The 17,938-nt window shown below is 33.2% G+C and carries 16 protein-coding genes and 1 riboswitch; of the genes, 1 reads left to right on the top strand and 15 read right to left on the bottom strand.

Features of this window, described 5'->3' with window-relative positions:
• The 6 genes from B8869_RS04765 to B8869_RS04790 all read right to left on the bottom strand — a co-directional run bounded on the left by B8869_RS04765 (position 1) and on the right by B8869_RS04790 (position 6,721).
• A complete protein-coding gene (locus B8869_RS04765; RefSeq protein WP_234989745.1) occupies positions 1–1,203 on the bottom strand; it encodes a S1C family serine protease in 1,203 nt (400 codons plus the stop codon).
• A gap of 139 nt (positions 1,204–1,342) precedes the next feature.
• Positions 1,343–2,290: an AEC family transporter gene (locus tag B8869_RS04770; RefSeq protein ID WP_084230566.1), complete on the bottom strand. Its 948-nt coding sequence runs from the start codon at positions 2,288–2,290 to the stop codon at positions 1,343–1,345.
• Positions 2,291–2,470: 180 nt separating this feature from the next.
• A complete protein-coding gene (locus tag B8869_RS04775) occupies positions 2,471–3,412 on the bottom strand; it encodes a patatin-like phospholipase family protein (protein WP_084230567.1) in 942 nt (313 codons plus the stop codon).
• A gap of 117 nt (positions 3,413–3,529) precedes the next feature.
• Positions 3,530–3,817, bottom strand: a complete 288-nt coding sequence (locus tag B8869_RS04780; RefSeq protein WP_084230568.1) for a hypothetical protein — start codon at positions 3,815–3,817, stop codon at positions 3,530–3,532.
• A 100-nt stretch (positions 3,818–3,917) separates the two neighbouring features.
• Positions 3,918–5,375, bottom strand: a complete 1,458-nt coding sequence (locus tag B8869_RS04785; RefSeq protein ID WP_084230569.1) for an alanine/glycine:cation symporter family protein — start codon at positions 5,373–5,375, stop codon at positions 3,918–3,920.
• Positions 5,376–5,662: 287 nt separating this feature from the next.
• A riboswitch (glycine riboswitch) is annotated at positions 5,663–5,769 on the bottom strand.
• A gap of 466 nt (positions 5,770–6,235) precedes the next feature.
• Positions 6,236–6,721, bottom strand: coding sequence for a hotdog domain-containing protein (locus tag B8869_RS04790; RefSeq protein WP_084230570.1), 486 nt, complete (start codon positions 6,719–6,721; stop codon positions 6,236–6,238).
• Between the two features lie 412 nt (positions 6,722–7,133).
• On the opposite strand from B8869_RS04790, the gene B8869_RS04795 reads away from it, so the two are divergent.
• Positions 7,134–8,072, top strand: coding sequence for an IS30 family transposase (locus tag B8869_RS04795; protein ID WP_084230571.1), 939 nt, complete (start codon positions 7,134–7,136; stop codon positions 8,070–8,072).
• Between the two features lie 86 nt (positions 8,073–8,158).
• Here the strand turns inward: B8869_RS04795 and B8869_RS04800 are convergent, their stop codons facing one another.
• The 9 genes from B8869_RS04800 to B8869_RS04840 form a co-directional block, all read right to left on the bottom strand.
• Entirely contained in the window at positions 8,159–8,725 is a 567-nt protein-coding gene (locus B8869_RS04800) for a hypothetical protein (RefSeq protein ID WP_200805949.1), read from the bottom strand.
• A complete protein-coding gene (locus B8869_RS11450; protein WP_327083032.1) occupies positions 8,715–8,918 on the bottom strand; it encodes a recombinase family protein in 204 nt (67 codons plus the stop codon). The genes B8869_RS04800 and B8869_RS11450 overlap by 11 nt, the downstream gene beginning before the upstream one ends.
• Before the next feature lie 34 nt (positions 8,919–8,952).
• Positions 8,953–9,561 (bottom strand): recombinase family protein, encoded by a 609-nt coding sequence (locus tag B8869_RS04805; protein WP_412458517.1) that lies wholly within the window; start codon positions 9,559–9,561, stop codon positions 8,953–8,955.
• A gap of 844 nt (positions 9,562–10,405) precedes the next feature.
• Entirely contained in the window at positions 10,406–11,137 is a 732-nt protein-coding gene (locus B8869_RS04815; protein ID WP_084231059.1) for a TraX family protein, read from the bottom strand.
• A 298-nt stretch (positions 11,138–11,435) separates the two neighbouring features.
• Positions 11,436–13,190, bottom strand: coding sequence for a DUF262 domain-containing protein (locus B8869_RS04820; RefSeq protein WP_084230573.1), 1,755 nt, complete (start codon positions 13,188–13,190; stop codon positions 11,436–11,438).
• A gap of 75 nt (positions 13,191–13,265) precedes the next feature.
• On the bottom strand, positions 13,266–14,528 hold the full coding sequence (gene rlmD / locus B8869_RS04825; RefSeq protein WP_084230574.1) for a 23S rRNA (uracil(1939)-C(5))-methyltransferase RlmD: 1,263 nt from the start codon (positions 14,526–14,528) through the stop codon (positions 13,266–13,268).
• Positions 14,518–15,330, bottom strand: a complete 813-nt coding sequence (locus B8869_RS04830) for a CvfB family protein (RefSeq protein ID WP_084230575.1) — start codon at positions 15,328–15,330, stop codon at positions 14,518–14,520. The genes rlmD and B8869_RS04830 overlap by 11 nt, the downstream gene beginning before the upstream one ends.
• The gene (locus B8869_RS04835) at positions 15,317–15,802 is read right to left on the bottom strand and encodes a hypothetical protein (protein WP_084230576.1); all 486 of its coding nucleotides are present in this window, start codon (positions 15,800–15,802) and stop codon (positions 15,317–15,319) included. The genes B8869_RS04830 and B8869_RS04835 overlap by 14 nt, the downstream gene beginning before the upstream one ends.
• Positions 15,795–17,873, bottom strand: a complete 2,079-nt coding sequence (locus tag B8869_RS04840; protein WP_084230577.1) for a DNA topoisomerase III — start codon at positions 17,871–17,873, stop codon at positions 15,795–15,797. Before B8869_RS04840 ends, B8869_RS04835 begins: the two co-directional genes overlap by 8 nt.
• Positions 17,874–17,938: the final 65 nt, after the last annotated feature.

Consider the following 17,938-nt stretch of genomic DNA (forward strand, 5'->3'; position numbering starts at 1 on the left):
CTAATTACTTTGTTCCGCATCTGGCAACATAAATCTATTATCTTTTTGTGAATTTTCATCATCAGAAATTGAATATTCATTAAATTTGACTTCTATATCCATAGTCTTTCCATTTCTCAAGATGTTTAATTTAGCTGTATCTCCAACTTTGTATTTATATAGAGCAGCTTTTAGAGAATCTACACCCTCTATTTTTGTATCACCTATCTTTAAAATTACATCACTCTTCTTTAATCCAGAAGCATCTGCCGGAGTTTCCTTCATAACTTCCATAATAAGTACTCCAGCATCCAAGTTGGTGTTTAAATTGTAATATCTCTTGGCCAAAACCATATCCATAGTTTGAACACCCAATGAAACAACTTTGTAATCACCAGTTTTTATAACCTCTTCTAAAATAGTTTTTACACTATTTATTGGAATTGCAAATCCCAAACCTTCAGCAGTAGAAACTTTCACTGTGTTTATGCCTATTACTTTTCCTTCAGCATCAAGCAAAGGTCCACCTGAATTTCCGCCATTTATTGAAGCGTCTGTTTGAATAAGACCATTCATATATCCGCCGCCTGAAACTTGGCCAACATATCTATTCAAACCAGAAATTATACCTTGTGTAACACTTCTTTGAAAAGCTAAGTCAAGAGGATTCCCTATAGCTATGGCAGATTGTCCTATTTTTAGTGAATCTGAATCACCAAGTTCTGCCGGCACTAAGTTCACTTTTGAATCTATTTTAACTATGGCTATATCTATAGTTGAATCCACCCAAACAGTGTGCCCTTCAACAGTTGTCCCATCATATAACTGAATGCTTGGCTTTTCTATAGTCTGCCCGTTAAGCTTTACAACGTGTGCATTAGTTAAGATATAACCTTCCTTATCAACCACAATCCCAGAACCGGTTCCTCCAACTTGAGCTTGTCCCATCCAAGTCTCAACCACACCCTTAGTTGTAATTCCAACTACAGATGGCATTGCCTTTTCCGCAACAGCTGAAGCAACAGTTGTAGAATCCTTGGCATTTATAACAACCTTCTTAGCCTCTTCAGATATAGTAGGAGTTGCAGCTTGCTCTCTAATCACTGCATAAGATATTGCAGAACCTATAATTCCACCTATTATTGCACATATAAGAGCTACTATTACTATATTATTATTCTTTTTTTTGCGTTTCTTATCATAATATCCATAATTTTCTTCCATCTCTTTACCTCCAAATCACTTTTAATTAATAATAGTTATATTTTGTGAAGAATAAGTGAATAAAAAGTAATGAAAAGTCAAAATTAAATATAAAATTTATTCAATATTACACAAACAATAACTATCTTGCCACTGCATATCAAATTATTATAGCAGTGAGTAGTGGCACCACTATTATACAGAGCATCATACTAATAGTTATTATACCCGTAGCATACTCAACATCACCTTTAGCCTCATTGACCAATATAGGAGTCACAGCCGCACCCGCCGTTGCCGATTGCACCATATAGATTTGATACTCCATTCCGGAAACCCCACCACCAAGAGCAGTCCCCGTCTTGACTAAAAGATAAACTATCATAGGAGAAATTATGAATCGCCCCGCCAATGCAACAACAGTATCCAAATCAAACTTAACACTTTTAAAATCAGACTTAGCAGATATTATTCCAATATATATTAGCGATAGTGGAGTTACCATATTGCCAAGATAAGTTAGAGTTGAGCTCATAACAGTTGGCACAGGAATATTAAAAATTAAAAATATAGTTCCAAATATAATCCCAGTAAAAGGAATTGGGATTAACTTTCTCCATTGGATGGTAGTATCTTTCTTTTCAGTCGTGTCATTTGCAATTATAATAGCTCCTATCGTCCAAGTAGCTATTATATTAGGTATGTAATATATCAAAAAATAAGGGAGTCCTTTATCTCCAAATAGCGCCATATTCAAAGGTATGCCTATAAATATAGTGTTTGAAATGGCAAACATATTTATAAATGCACCTCGTCTTCCAACCCTAACTTTTAAAAGCTTCGAAAATATATATCCCGCCACAAAACTTAAAATTAGAGCCGAACCCGTATATATAAATCCATTCGACAAATCCATCAACAAATCTACGGTCAAATATTTCATAACAGACATAAATACAGAGGACGGTAAAGCAATATTCATAATTAATTTAGAGATATTGTTTGCAAAAGAATCTTCAAACCAACCAAATTTCTGCATTAAATATCCTATTATAATTAAAAAAATTATCGGTAAAATACTCACTACAGAAGTCAAAAATGCCAACATATAATTCTTTCTTTCTTTTATTAAAAATCTCTTTTATTATACAATCCTTTATATAATAAATACCACCTAAACCTATTAAAATAGTTAGCTGGTATTGATTTAAAAACATATATTTAGTTGTATGGCAATTTATTTTTGGTCTAAAAATTCATTTAACTTAAACCAAAAGAGCCTATCTTATTATTTTAAATATTCTTTTAGACTTTCCATGTCTGCCATTGCATCATTATAGCCAAGCCAATATAGTCCACCTAATTTTTCAATATTCGGTTCAAGTCTTCCAACTCTAACTGGTTCAGATGGAGCAATCACAAAAATTCTTTTTTCTTTTTCAAGTCTATCTATCTCATCACATTGCATATTGTAATATGCATTGCTATTTTCAAATTTTTCCATAAACTCTGGAAAATTTCTATATATTACACTGTGGTATTTCTTTTCAATAACCGTTTTTCTAAATCCTCTTTCTCTTGTCTTTATTACAATAATTTTTTCATATCCTTGATCAATCGCCCATTGGTATGCAATTTTGCAACTACAACCTCCATCCAAATATGGCTTGCCATCTAAATCAACCATTGGTGAAAGATATGGCATTGATGCAGATGCTTTAACTGCTTCTAAAATATCTGAGCACTTTCCCTTCTCAAAATATTCTGCTTCTCCTGTCAGGCAATTTGTAGCCACAGCCACAAATCTCTGTTTTGAATTCTCGAACCTTTCTCTATCTAATTCTTCTATTTTATTATTTGTGTGGAGTATGAAATCTAAATTAAGAGGGCTGTGACTAATTCTAAGAGCTTTTATCCCTATGTATTCCGAATCGTGTCTGTATTTTAAATTTATTCTTGCCGATCTTCCTATTTGCCCTGAAACATAATTGATTCCAGCAAGTGCTCCAGCGCTAACTCCTATTACAGATTCAAAATTAAAATCATTTAACATAAAAGCGTCCAATACCCCTTGATTGTAAACTCCACGAAATGCTCCGCCTTCAATAACCAAACATCCTTTAGTCAAATTTTCTGAAGCTTGCCCTCTTGGTATTTCATCAATCTTAGAATATACTTTAAGCTTTTCTACTTCTTTAAATAATTTTTTACTTCTACTTCTAAACTTCATCTCTAATCTACCTCTCCTATTTTGCTTCTCCTTTACTAAAAATTTTGTTTATGTTAAGTATAATTTTTACAAATCATAATTTGATTTGTTTAATAAATATTTGTAGTTTTTTGTAATTTACTTTTTCAGCCAAAAATAAACTCTACTTCCAACGCTAAGTGTCATCACAACTCCTGTTACCAAAAGTTTTATTCCAACACTGCTGTTTCCTTCCATAATATATCCTACACCAGCCCAATATAATAAGCCTGTGACAATCACAGCCAATATCCAAAAGATTGTAACTAAGATAATGTATATTTTATTTAAAAGACTATTATTCTCTCTGTTTCTAAAAATCCAATTAAATGCTGTCATAATGGATACTACTATGATAGCTTTTAATATACTTGTTAATATACGCATGTTTCCTCCTATACTTCAATTTAATATCCATTCTAACACAATATACTATATCATTGAATATTTGCCTTAAAACAAAAGAAAACCTAGGCTAAGCCCAGGTCTACATAACATTTCCTTCTAATTTTATTCTTCTTACAGCTTTTTCGTCAAAGTGTTTTTCAGCTTCAAAGAAGTCTTTTGTTTCCTTAACTATGACACCACTTAGAGCGAAGATTGCAATCATATTTGGAATAGCCATAAGTCCATTAAATATATCAGCTATAGTCCAAACTGCGCTCACTGTCATATATGGTCCGATAAAAATTGCTAAGATATAAAGGTAACGGTAGCCTTTTATAACTCTTTCATTTCCATCTGTTAAATACTCTAAACATCTTTCACTGTAGTAATCCCAACCAAGAATAGTTGTAAATGCAAAGAATATTAAACACATTACTAACACTGCATTAGATAGTAGTGGTGAAAATGGTAGTCCATTTTGGAATGCGTAAGTAGTTATTTGAACTCCTTCTATCCCTTCAACTTGCCAAGCCCCTGTTAAAACAATTGCAAGTCCTGTCATAGTACAGATACAAATTGTGTCTATAAAAGTTCCTGTCATGCTAACAAGTCCTTGACGTACAGGTTCTTTTGTTTGAGCTGCTGCAGCTGCAATCGGTGCTGAACCAAGTCCGGCTTCATTTGAGAAGATACCTCTCGCAATACCCTTTTGCATTGCCACAGTCATCGTTCCTATCATCCCTCCAGCTAAAGCTGTTGGTTCAAAAGCTGATTTAATGATTAGAGCAAATGCTCCTGGTATCTCTTTATAATTAAAAATCATAAGTAAAATTGCAAAAACTAAATATATTACTGCCATAAATGGAACTATTATTTGACTTACAGTTGCTATACGTTTAAGACCACCAACTAATATTGCTGCAACACAAAAAGTTAGTATTAGAGATGAGATTACAACTGCTATTGAATAATCTCCTAGTCTCGGTAAAGCCACAGTGTGAATGTGATTAGGGTCAAATAGACCTTGAACTGCACTAGCAATTCCGTTTACTTGACTGAAAGTTCCTATACCAAAAAGTCCAACGCATACTCCGAAAACTGAAAATGCTTTAGCAAGCCATTTCCATTTTTCACCCATACCCTTTTCAATGTAGTAAAATGGTCCACCTAGACTATGTCCGTCTTCGGCAACAGTTCTATACTTGATTGCAAGTAAACCTTCGGCGTACTTTGTAGCCATACCGAAAAATGCTGCCACTTCCATCCAAAATAAAGCCCCAGGGCCACCCGTTGAAATAGCTGTTGCCACCCCTACAATGTTTCCTGTACCTATTGTTGCAGATAGTGCAGTACATAGAGCAGCAAAACTTGATACCTCGCCCTTACCACCTTTTTCATTGTTGTACATCCATTTTAAAGCCAATGGTAATTTGTGAATTTGTAGTCCTTTTAGCCTTAGAGTTAAAAACATACCGCCTGATAAAATTAAAACCATCAGAGGAATTCCCCATACTAAATCGTCCACTCTTACTAAGAAATTATTAATTACATTTAACATTTTACAAGTCCTTTCTGCAGCAACAGATTGGAATTTGTTTCGTTTCTGGAAAACGAATAGACCCTAGACCGTAAGACTATAATTTGTTACACAAAAACAAAAAAAGACCATAAACGGTCTCAAAGTCAAAATGGAATATGTGGATAATAATAGTTAAATAGTCAGTAATACTTTATAAGTAAAACTTTGATATTTTTATTTTGAAAATTAACCATTCAAAAAAACAACACAAACAAAACCTTTTGCCCATGTACAAAAAGAAAAATTAATAATCAAAACATTTTTATTTCCGCATCTCTGTCCCTTTTGCCTGAGAGATTTCACTGTTTTTAGCAGTGTTGCACCTTCGGCATCTTACCTAGTGCTGTGGTAAGACTTCTCCAGAGTAATGATCCATTTACAGTTTTCATCTTAAAATAAGACACCTGAGAGTTTTACTCCTTCGGTAGGTTAAAAAACCACTTTCCTGCAAACTTCATTTCATTGCTGCCCTTAAAGGATATACCCTTAGAGATTAATTGTCAATAATTTTTTCTAAGTTAATTTCTTTAAAATAAAACATATAACAATTTAACTCACTTGTATTGATTTAAATTTATTCTTGATACTTTTCCTATGTTTCGTGTAATTTTGAATACGCTTAACGACCTCATTTCATTCGTGCGTTCCCTATAATTTTATATTTTAATTGCTTACACAACTATGTAGGGGCGACATGAGTGGAACGAAGTCCGCATGTTTTGTAAATTGTATTTTTTAAATTGAAAAATTATTTTGGTATTACACCCTAATAAACTAAAAATAGTGCTACAGAATGTTTACTCACTCCGTAACACTAATATTAAAAATTGAATATAAAACTACATATTGTCCTTAACGCTCACAGCAACCATTTTAGCTTTGGCTCTGATTTCTCCCTTGGCTTCCATTTCCATTACAATAATAGCCTTTCTTTCGCCAAGTTCTTCAGCTCTTGCTGTTACAGTTATAACCTCTTCCATTGGAACTGGTTTTTTGAAGTCAATCTCTAATCTTGCTGTGATAAAACGACCAATTACAGTGTCTTCTGTAAGCTCAAGTCCCTTGTTTTTATGTGCAAACCATGCTGCAGATGCTGTCCCGTGGCAGTCAAAAAGCATAGCAATCATACCACCATATAAATTAGCTGGCACTCCTCCAGTATATTTCTTGTCCGGCACAAACTGGCAAATGCAAGATTCGCCATCTTCACTTGGATAAGAATGTAAGTGAAGTCCATCTTCATTTTTAGGCCCACATCCCCAACAATGTTGGAATCTTTCACCATAAGTATCTTGAATTGCAATCTTTTTATTTTCTGTACACATATTCTCTCTCCTCTTTCTGACTATATTATTTACTTTGTCTTTTAATTCATCTTCTTATATTTTAACAGAAGTCTTGTTTTTATCCATAATTTAATAATAATTTTTATATTCTATTACAACTAACTCAAGATTTATCCACTATACCCTGCTCAACTGGCAAATGCATTCGCAATTAACCGATAAGTACTTTGAATAAATATCTTAATACTAGTTCATGTGTGGTAATCAACATATATTTTTAAATATTATTAAGTACTAGTCATCCAAATATATCACCTATATTTTTAATGCCTATTTTAATATGATATATTGTAAAATAAAATGCGACACTAGTATAAAATAAAAACCCATAACAAAATCAATTCATGTAAAATGTAATTACCACAAAAACATAGACATGAAGGAGATTGTTATGAGTCATAAATATATTATCATGGATTGTAGAAATAAAATAGAAGTTTTAAATAATGAAGGTTACTCAGCCAGAAAAATAGCAAAAATATTAGGTTATCATCATTCATCAATTAGTAGAGAGCTAAAAAAATGTAAAGACAAATACGATGCAAAAAAGGCTGATCTTGATTATTCTATTAATTCTAAAAACAAAGGTAGAAAGTCAAAACTTACTGAAGAGTTAAAACAATTTATCAAAGAAAAGCTAAAAGCCACCTGGTCTCCCAAACAAATAGTAGGCAGATGTTTTAAAGGTGAATTAAGCTTTAAAACAATCTATAATTGGCTATATAAAGGGCTTTTAGATATATCAGTTAAAGTTTTAAGAAGAAAAGGAAAATCTTTAAACTCTAGAGAAACAAGAGGTAAATTTAATATAGGAACATCTATTGCTAAAAGACCCAAAGTTGTAAAAAAACGCGTAGAATTTGGTCATTGGGAGCTTGATACAGTAGTATCATCTAGAGGTAAAAGTAAAGGATGCTTAGCGACATTTGCAGAAATGAAGACTCGTGCATATTTTGCAATAAAAATGCCTGATCGCAGTAAAAAATCTATGTTAGATGCTATACACACTTTAACAAAAAAATTACCACAAGGAGCATTCAAGACATTTACTTCAGATAGAGGTAAAGAATTTGCTTGTTATGAAGATATAGAAAGTGAATTAAATATAGACTTTTATTTCGCAGATCCATATAGTGCTTGGCAAATGGAAACTAACGAAAATAGCAATGGTTTACTTAGAGAGTTTTTTTCCAAGAAAACTGACTTAGCTAAAATTGAAGAGGAAGATTTAATAGATGCTATTTATAAAATAAACTCTAGACCGAGAAAATGCCTAGAGTTTGATACACCATTTGAATGTTTTATACATGAATTAAATTTATTAAGCTAAGTGTCGCAATAATTATTGCAAATCAACAAATCTATCTTAACTTGTCTTCAGCTGGATCAACTCTATACCAATGTTCTGAATTTCTTTTACACTGTAATGCAGGCACTCTTTTTTGTAACCTCACGTTTTATTTTCCCATCTGAATTTAGTACATCTATCAATTCTACTGGTTTATTGAAGTATTTCATTTTTCCACCACATATAGGACATTTTTCAATATGAATTTTTTCTATTGTAATCTTCCTTCCAAGTCCACTTATTGCATAATTAAAGAATAATGGATGTCTAGTTTCTTTTTTTGTGATACTCCTTAACCAGAATATCAGCACCAAAACCAGCATTGTTACAGCAAAAATTACGGCATATATATTATTGTTTGTATTAACTTGATTACTCTTGTTGGTCAATAAATTAATTACAGGTTCTAATGCTTTATACATCGGAAAAACCCCTATCAACGAAATGAAAAATCCCATCCATGAAAGTAATGCCATCGTTATAGGGCTTCTCCAAACAGGATCTGGTGTATATTTAGCAGCCCTATCTTCTTCATGTTCACTAAATTTATTATTTCCTGCCACGATATTAGTTGGTCCATTAAAAACATTTCCTGAAAACTTATTAATATTTGACTTAGAATATTTATCTCCCATATATATCCTCCCATCTCTTCGAACTATATTTTTTATTCTTTCTACACACTGTTCCATCTTCTAAAACTTCCACATTGCTGCGAGACGCCATCTCAAGTTGAACTGCTTCAAATTGCTCTTTTGATATTATTCCTTCATAGTGATTCTTATTCAAATACTGATTCTCGAAGCCGCCGGAATCGGCAATTGCCACATCTCCTATATACTTATGCCTAGTAAATGTGGATTCAATTTCTTTTTTTGCTCCAGTGGTCTTTTCCTTTCGGCGATTTAATACCGTTTGTTTCCAATCTCTTTATAATTCCGCCAATACTGTACACTTCCAAATACCAGTTGAAGATATTTCTGAACACATTCTCCTGCTCATCGTTTATGACAAGCATACCGTGTTTATCTTTTTTATATCCATAGCAAGGACGATTATATAATCCCGATGTATCGTTCTCTGCCCTCTTCTTCATTCCCCATCGTATATTTTCGCTTCTCCATTTATTTTCAGACTGTTCACAGGCTTCAATCACACTGATAAGTAATTCATCGCCAATTGCTTCTGTATCAATCTTATCTCTTTCAAAAATAATTCTTTTTCCTGCTGCACGAATCTTCCGGATAGCTTCCAGACATTCCTGTGTATCACGTCCAAATCGGCTGATGCTTTTTGTAAGAATAATATCAATGCTCCCGTTCTCACATTCACTTATCATCCTATTGAATTCGGTTCTAGATGTTGCTGTTTTAGCAGAAGTAACATCTAGAAAAATATCTGCTACAAACCAAGTCCTATGAGCTGATGCCAATCTAGTAAGTCCTGATACTTGTGTAGCCAAGCTCTCCATTTGTTCCTTACGGTTTGAGCATAGATACCAACAGCATAATCCCTAATCACTCTCCGAGGTTGTATCACTGTTATATTTTCAGGAATTCTATTTAGTTCATCCAAACTCGAGTCCTATTTCAACTTTAGTATAATTAAATCATTTATTTAGCATAATGATTATTAGTCTATTCTCGTAATTCTTAATCAAAAAAATTTGACAATAATTCTATTCTCTCCATACACTAAAAAGCCTATTTGACAATAGTCCTACAGTCTCGGCACGAGAAAAAAGTAGTTCTATAGTCACAGCCACCTATTTCCAGTGGTCAGAACTATTGTCAAACGCTTTAAAAGCATAATTTAAACCCGCTGTCCAAACCTATGCATTTTTCTCTAAATCCTTTGATTTCAATGCTTTTCTATACTTTTTCTTCTTACTTTCTTGACAGTAGAACTATAGTCTCCACATGAAATTATTAGGCTATTTCATGCATAATCGGTTATAGCACTATTTTTCAATGGTTATAGCATCTTTTATTGTTCTTAATCATCTACTCAGTCCTCTTGCGAAAGTATGCTATTTTATTAGATTATTCATTTAATAGTCTTTTCAATTCTAGATTGAAATTCTTCCTCTTGTTCTAGTTCATACTCTTCTTAAATCTCTGCTTCATATTTGTAGTCTTTCAAAAACACATGATCATCAAACGAAAAGTCTGACAAATTGTCCATGCCACAAAACTTCCACACACTTCTCTTTTGTGCAATATCGAAGATGTTGTTGGTTTCATTGGTGGCTCTGTCTTCGGTATACTTATGAAGCAATAATTTCTTATAAATAGCAAGTCTTAACTGCGGCATAATTAGAGATTAAAGTAAAAACGAATAATCCCAATTATTAAAAGATGGACTGGATAGAAGAGATAATTGAACCATTTGTACTGTTTACCCCTCTTGCCATTGTATGTTATGGTCATAGCAAATCCTAAGAATGAATATAGCTCCTTGATTATAGAAATATATCCAATTGCAGCACTCATCACAGGTCTATCGTAGAAAATATAGAAAACATATGCAAGGATAATTGCGTGGTAATCGTAGTCAAGGCTAAGTAGCATCGCCAAAAGTCCGAATGTCATCACGATTACAACAGAAATTCCGTACCAAAGAAATTTATTTTTTACCTTGCCTTTAAACTCATCGATTATCCAAACCGTTACTAGGCAAAGGGCTAATGTGAACATTATATTGTTCCAATTTGGATTGTAAAACACTTTTGAAGTGAATATATCGAATGGAACTTCTGCAATAATTCCAAATAAAATTAAATTTATAAGATATTTTTTCGTATTCCTGGTTTTGAAAAATCCTTCAACAACGAAAAATATAAATATTGGAAAGGCAATCCTTCCTAGAATTGAAAATATATTTGAAATATATAGAAGCGCTCCTTTGCCATCTAAAAGCGGTGCTACTACCCCGTTATTTACATGGTCTATTAGCATTGAAAGAAATGCAATATACTTGAGTTGCGCACCATTTAAAATCTGAAACTTCTTTATTTTTTCTCTATTAAAACGTCTATTTAAATCCATCAATTTTTCCTCTTTTACGATTTCGCTCATTTTGGTTCTCCTCACTTACTAAAATGTGTAAGCAATAATCCAATAAATATTATACCAGATAGCTTGTTTTTTTAACGGTTTGGGTGATTCTAGTCCTGCACTTTTGACATCAAACAGACAGTCTCCACATGGGACGAGCTGATACCATAGCTTACATTGGCACATTCTGTTGACTTAATAGTTCTTGGGAACATATCACCCATGTTTTTATATCTTTGTCAGTTCTTGGGAACATATCACTTTTATTAGTATAACAACCCATATTATCCTAAAGCAGAACTGCACTTAACTGTTTTTTTAGAAGCGCTTTTCTCTCCTCTATAAACTTTGGATAATTTTCATATGAGTAGTCCATATCTGGCAGATAATTCACAGTCCTATACTGAATCTTATCTGTATCTGTAGGATGTTGTTCGTTAAACCACTCATCAAAATCAGTAGCAAGCTTCTCTTCATTAAGCTGTGCAGCAAGAAGCTGAAGGTTACTTATATCATTAACCGTTGCAATGTACCAATCTAATTGTTCCTCAGGAACACCATGTTTTTGGAGATAAGTTTTTGTAAATTTGCTCTTCGGATACATATGATCTTCATGGAATTTATTACTGAAATCTAGTGATGGATATAGCAACATAAGAGTTGAAAGTGTGTCACTCTTTCCATATTTAAGTTTCAAAAGGAACTCCTCGATATCTTCATCCGTGAACTGTATGGATTTATTTGTACCTTTAAACTTGTCGATGATACTGTCTAATGGAAACTCATTTGTTCCGTTCACTTTGAGAATTTCACGAATTGGTCTAATAACATTATCTGGTTGTCCACTGAATGTCTTCTTTAACAGAGAACGTATAAGCCACTTCTTTATTTTATCCTTATTATTCTTGTTTGTCCCTGAATCAACAAAGTTATCCGGCATACCATTAATAAAAAGGTAATATGCAATTGGAATCAGTGCATTATTTGATGTTAGTGTTTCACCTGAATAACCAAATGATGAAACCAAAAGAACCGCCTGTTTAATAGCTTTCTTTATATTATCCCAATTGTTTTCAATTTTAGTCATGTTTTGTTTGTTAAAATTGTCCACCTTAAAAGCAATATCCGTAAAATCGCTAAGAACCAGTGCCGTCTTCAGCACAAAATCTTTATTGATTTTAAACCCTTCTCCTACTGCATTTACATCATCTACAAATTCAATAATTTCTTCTCTAGCATCATGGTTTTCCCACTGTGCGGAAGCTATGGATAAAAGCAAGTCAGAGTAACTTAGAGGTGTCCCTCCACTGTTGACTCTAATAAATATATTTAAAACTTTATCTAGTTTTACCGTCTTCTCTCTATAATAACTAATTGTGCCAACTTTATTAATAATGTTATATAGCTTAGACAGAGCATTAATAGCGAATATTGTCTGTTCTTCTGTATACTCAAACTCCTTTGAAAAGCCTATATTTTTAGTGACAAACATCGCAACGTCACCATCTTGTTTCATATTAAGGATTTCACCGACTTCGAACCAGTATGTATTTTCATCATTTTGCACTTCTTTATTTGTAAGAAATTTGAACTCATACTCGTTACTACTGTCCGTAGGATTCGATAGTAAGTTTAAGTATAATTTCCTAGTTGGGTATGCATCCTGATTTTTCTTTGCCATATATTTAAGTTTATAGGCATATGTTCCCTTAAGCCCTATATAAATTGAGGTGAGACGTTGCTGTCCATCAAGAACAGCTGTCACGCCATCCAAACCTTTTAAATCGACTTTCTTATTATGCGCACCTTTATACTCATGATAATTTCTAATAAACCCGTAAAAGTCATAGTCGTTTACGTGTTCCTTACTTATCTCCCAGAAAAGGAATGTCCCAATTGAATAGTCACGCATAAGCGAATCAAACAAAGCTTCAATCTGATCAGTATCCCAAACATATTCTCGCTGAATAGATGGTAAAACATACTTATTTGCGGTAATATCTTTCATTACTTCAGCTATTGTTAATGGTGTCTCATAAGCCATAATATTCCTCCCTTAGGTTTATTTATATTTCACATAAATTAACTCTATGTCTTAACCATATTGGCACTTATTTTTCTAATTAACCCTGCTCAACTGGCAGATGCATTCGCAATGCACGCTGTTACAAAACATATCAACCGGCTGGATTTTTTCTACTTTATAATCTTTGAAAAGCTTTAGGTCTTTGGCTTGTGTGGATGGGTTGCATGAAACGTATACTATTCTCTCTGGTTGCAATTCGTTTATCTTTTCAATTACACTCTCGTCAACACCAGCTCTTGGCGGGTCCAACATTATTTTGTTAAATCTTGTGCCTTCTTCAACCAGTTTATCTATCACATCTTCAACTTTTCCCGCAATAAATCTAGTGTTATATTTGCCGTTTAGTTCTGAGTTTTGTCTAGCGTTTTCAACCGCCGCCCCAACAACTTCCACACCGACAACTTCTTTTGCTCCTGTCATCAACAAACTTATCGAACCTATTCCGCTATACAAGTCCATAACCACATCATCAGGCTTGATTTCCATATAGTTTACCGCTGTTTTGTATAGTTTTTCTGTTTGAATTCTGTTTACTTGGAAAAATGATTCTGCTGAAAGTCTGAATTTAAATCCGCATAGTTCATCTTCAATATAATCTTCTCCGTATACTTTTTTAAATTCTCTTCCAAATCTAAATCTTGAATTCTTTCTGTAATTTATAAATAAACTCTTCAAATTCAAATCCAATAACTCACTTAAAAGTCCATTCACTTTTTTGACTTCTGTCTTGGTTATAAGTACAATCATAAGCTCTGACACATTGTTTTGTCTGACTACTATCTCGTCAACACTTTTAAGGTCTTTCCAATTTCTTAAAACGTCTATTGCTTTGTTCATCTCTTTTTCAGCTATCAAACATCTTTTCACTTCAACAAGTGTATTGCTGTTTTTGGCGTAGTATCCCAATTTGCCATCTTCTACTTTGAGCTGAATGTGATTTCTATAATAAAATGGGTTTTCCATACCTATTGTAGGCTCTACCTTAGTATCCACTCCACCTATTTTTTGCATAGTCGCAGACACATTGTCTCTCTTCCACTTCTTTTGCATAGAATATTTATATTCTAAAAAGTCACATCCTCCGCATTTTTTAGAATATGGGCATTTTGACTCAACTCTATCTATAGACGGTTCTATGATTTCTGTTATTCTACCTATATCAAATTTCTTTTTCGACTCCGTAACTTCAAAAGAGACGGTGTCTCCTATTACGCCACCGTCTAAAAATAATGATTTGCCTTCGTATCTGCCAAATCCTCTTCCCTTATGATCAAAATCTATAATCTTAACGTCCATGTCTCAACTCAATCTTATTAGGATATAAATCTATCTTTCTCAATCTATAAAGAGTTCCTTCAGCTCTCTTGAAAGCTGATTTTGAAAGTCCTGTAACTGCCTTTATTATCTCAGGGTCAGTCTTATCTCCAATGTTTAGAACTCCATCGTTGTCTTCTATCATCTCAAGCAACATATCAGCATCTGAGTGCATTTGCTTATATGCTTTTTCTCTAAGTGTTAGAGTGATTCTGTTGTCTTTTAAAATTCTTTGAATTCTAGCTTCAACTTCGTCCCCAACTTTATAAATTCCTTTAAGTTCTTCTTTTAAAACAAGTCCGTCATATTTTCCATCTATGGCAACATGAGCTCCTCTTGCATCTAAAAGATATATTGTACCTTTTACAATATCGTTCACTTTGAACTTATCATTTTTCTTAAGCTTTTCTTTTATATTCATAGTTACACAATATCTATCTGACTTGTCTATATAAAGAGCCATTAGATATGAACCTCCAACGTCTATTCTGCCGGCTCTTTCTTGGTATGGTAGGAATATATCTTTATCAAGACCGATATCTACAAAGTATCCAACTCCAGCCTTTCCAACTACCTTTAATTCTTTAATTTCGCCAACTTCTATATATGGCTTGTCTAAAGTTGCAACTCTTCTGTCTTTTGAAGTGTCGTAAATAAATGCACTAACCACTTCGCCAACTTCAAGGTCTCTCTTTTCTTTTAATTCAATTTCTTCTCTACCATCAGTAAGTATTACATTCGGTCTTGCTTTTTTTACTGTTAATTTGTGTCTACCTAGTTTCATAGTCCCTCTTTCTGTTTATACTATCTCTTATAACTGGAAAAATTCTAACACTCTTCAATGTTTCTATTCCTAACTCATAGAATTCATCTAATACCGCCAAATCTGCAATGAGTTTAAATGCTGCTGATACATTATTCAGTATGTAAAGTTGTGTCAATAACATACCGAATTTTATAGCTTCAATACTTTTTGTATCTCTCATAAGTAAAATTGAAAGTCCTACTAATTTATCTTCTTTAAAATCTTCTAAAGAAAATAGTCTACTCGTAAATTCATTCCATATATTTTCTGCTCTATGATATTTAAAATACTCTGTAAACTCTTCGATTGATTCTTTGTCACGTTCATAGTAGTCCATGACTGCTTTTAATAATTCTTCCGTTCCCGTTCTATCTTCCACTGCCCTATATTCTGCAAAGTCAGTTCGCCCTTCTACCATAAGCTTTTGGTATATTGAATCTTTTCTACTCATCTAACTTCAGTCCCTTTAAAAGATCTCCAAGTGAATTGTTTATACTGGTGTCTTCTTGTTTGTTTAAAAATTTCTTAATTTCACCCTTCTTAGGTTGGTTTGCCTTTTCTTTAAATTTCTTCTCCATAGACTCTTTTGAAGTTCTATAGCCACAAGTTTCGCAAATATATTGTCCACTATCCATGACAAGTTTCAATCTCTTATGACAATTAGGGCACCTTGATTTTGTCATAACTGATATAGCTTTTCTTCCACTACAATTAGGATCCTGACATATTATCATTTCTTTATCTTTTCTATTCACTTTAAGCATTGGCTTTCCGCATATTTCACACTTTGTAGTGGTCACATTTTGGTGTCTATACTGTTTTTCAGAGTTTAATATCTCCCCAACGCTCTCTTTAGAGTAGCCTTTTATCTCTTTTAAAAACTCTTCAGCTTTTAATTCGCCTTTTTCAATACTAAGTAGCTTTTGCTCCCAATCAGCTGTCATTTTAGGACTCTTTAACTGCTCAGGAACTATTTCTAAAAGTTGTCTTCCCTTTGAAGTTATCTTTATTTTTCCATCTACATTTTCTATTAAATCAGCACTATAGAGTTTCTCTATTATATCACCCCTAGTGGCAACTGTCCCTATTCCACCGGTAGATTTTAAAATTTTTGTCTCTTTTCCCGACAAATCCTTAACTGCCGAAGTAGGATTTTCCATAGCAAGCAGAAGTGTTCCTTCGTTATAATATTCAGGTTGTCTAGTGTGGTGAATGTTTATCTTTACCTCATCTATTCTAACCTTTCCCTTTTCAAGTTTACACTCATTTGCCTTGGCTTTTAACTCAACATCCCCAGCCATTGCTGTGATTGTAGTTTCTGAATATTCCTCCGGTGGCAATAGATTTTCTATAAATCTCTTAACTACCAAATCAAATATTTTAAACTCTTTGTCGCTAAGTTCCTCAATCCTCACAGGCTCCTCTGTTGGAATTATCGCATGATGGTCTGAAACTTTCTTGTCATCTACAAATCTGTTTGATGCCTTAATTCCATTTTTTCTTATCTCACGTATATCTTCTCTATAATTTTTTATATTAATTGCGCTAAGCCTATCTTCCAAAGTCGGTACAATATCTTCTGTTAAATATCTTGAATCCGTTCTAGGATAAGTTAAGACTTTGTGTCTTTCATAAAGAGTTTGCATTAAACTCAAAGTTTCTTTTGCTGAATATCCAAATTTAGAGTTAGCATCTTTTTGTAAATTTGTTAAATCGTAAAGTTGAGATGGATATTTCTTTTTAGTCTTGGTATCTATCTCTTTAATTTCTATGCTATTTCCAAATTTATTTTTTACTCCCTCTATTTCTTTCTTATCACTATAATTTTTAGCCTTTACAGGTTTGAATTCAACACCACCCGCCATTATGCTAAGGCTGTAGTATTCTTCCTCTCTAAAACTATTTATAGCATCTTCTCTAATCTTTATTAGATTCAGAGTTGGAGTTTGCACCCTACCGCACGATAAACTCGCATTGTGTTTAACAGTAAGGGCTCTGCTTGCATTTATCCCAACAATCCAGTCTGCTTGGCTTCTAGCATCTGCAGAGCTATATAGATTCAAATAGTTATCTCCCGGCTTTAGATTTTTAAATCCCTCTCTTATTGCCTTATCAGTTACAGATGAAATCCAAAGTCTCTTTAGAGGTTTTCTATTTCCGCTCATCTTTAAAATAAGCCTTGCAACCAGTTCGCCCTCTCTTCCTGCGTCAGTTGCTATTACAATTTCTGAAACATCTTTTCTATTTATAAGTTCTTTTACTATATTAAATTGAGCTTTTGAAGATTGAATCACCTTTAATTTCATTTGTTCCGGAATTATAGGCAAATCTTCTGCTCTCCATTTTTCATAAGTTTTATTATATTCTTCCGGTGTAGCTAAAGTTACCAGATGTCCAAGTGCCCAAGTTACTATTTTTTCATCCGATTCTAAATATCCCTTTCTATTTCCATTTACATTAAGCACTCTTGCAATATCTCTTGCCACTGAAGGTTTTTCAGCTAAGATTAAACTTTTTCCCATGACATCCTCCTAATCTCTAATAATTTTACCATATTAAACACACCTTTAAAAATTTTTTATATTAT

Origin of the sequence: Peptoniphilus asaccharolyticus DSM 20463 (assembly GCF_900176115.1) — a bacterium.
In the GTDB taxonomy this organism is placed as follows: domain Bacteria; phylum Bacillota; class Clostridia; order Tissierellales; family Peptoniphilaceae; genus Peptoniphilus; species Peptoniphilus asaccharolyticus.

Bases quoted from the DNA above. Each gene is read 5' to 3' on its own strand.
- B8869_RS04765 (WP_234989745.1), bottom strand. From the start codon at position 1,203: ATGGAAGAAAATTATGGATATTATGATAAGAAACGCAAAAAAAAGAAT.
- B8869_RS04770 (WP_084230566.1), bottom strand. From the start codon at position 2,290: ATGTTGGCATTTTTGACTTCTGTAGTGAGTATTTTACCGATAATTTTT.
- B8869_RS04775 (WP_084230567.1), bottom strand. From the start codon at position 3,412: ATGAAGTTTAGAAGTAGAAGTAAAAAATTATTTAAAGAAGTAGAAAAG.
- B8869_RS04780 (WP_084230568.1), bottom strand. From the start codon at position 3,817: ATGCGTATATTAACAAGTATATTAAAAGCTATCATAGTAGTATCCATT.
- B8869_RS04785 (WP_084230569.1), bottom strand. From the start codon at position 5,375: ATGTTAAATGTAATTAATAATTTCTTAGTAAGAGTGGACGATTTAGTA.
- B8869_RS04790 (WP_084230570.1), bottom strand. From the start codon at position 6,721: ATGTGTACAGAAAATAAAAAGATTGCAATTCAAGATACTTATGGTGAA.
- B8869_RS04795 (WP_084230571.1), top strand. From the start codon at position 7,134: ATGAGTCATAAATATATTATCATGGATTGTAGAAATAAAATAGAAGTT.
- B8869_RS04800 (WP_200805949.1), bottom strand. From the start codon at position 8,725: ATGGGAGATAAATATTCTAAGTCAAATATTAATAAGTTTTCAGGAAAT.
- B8869_RS04805 (WP_412458517.1), bottom strand. From the start codon at position 9,561: ATGGAGAGCTTGGCTACACAAGTATCAGGACTTACTAGATTGGCATCA.
- B8869_RS04815 (WP_084231059.1), bottom strand. From the start codon at position 11,137: ATGGATTTAAATAGACGTTTTAATAGAGAAAAAATAAAGAAGTTTCAG.
- B8869_RS04820 (WP_084230573.1), bottom strand. From the start codon at position 13,190: ATGGCTTATGAGACACCATTAACAATAGCTGAAGTAATGAAAGATATT.
- rlmD (WP_084230574.1), bottom strand. From the start codon at position 14,528: ATGGACGTTAAGATTATAGATTTTGATCATAAGGGAAGAGGATTTGGC.
- B8869_RS04830 (WP_084230575.1), bottom strand. From the start codon at position 15,330: ATGAAACTAGGTAGACACAAATTAACAGTAAAAAAAGCAAGACCGAAT.
- B8869_RS04835 (WP_084230576.1), bottom strand. From the start codon at position 15,802: ATGAGTAGAAAAGATTCAATATACCAAAAGCTTATGGTAGAAGGGCGA.
- B8869_RS04840 (WP_084230577.1), bottom strand. From the start codon at position 17,873: ATGGGAAAAAGTTTAATCTTAGCTGAAAAACCTTCAGTGGCAAGAGAT.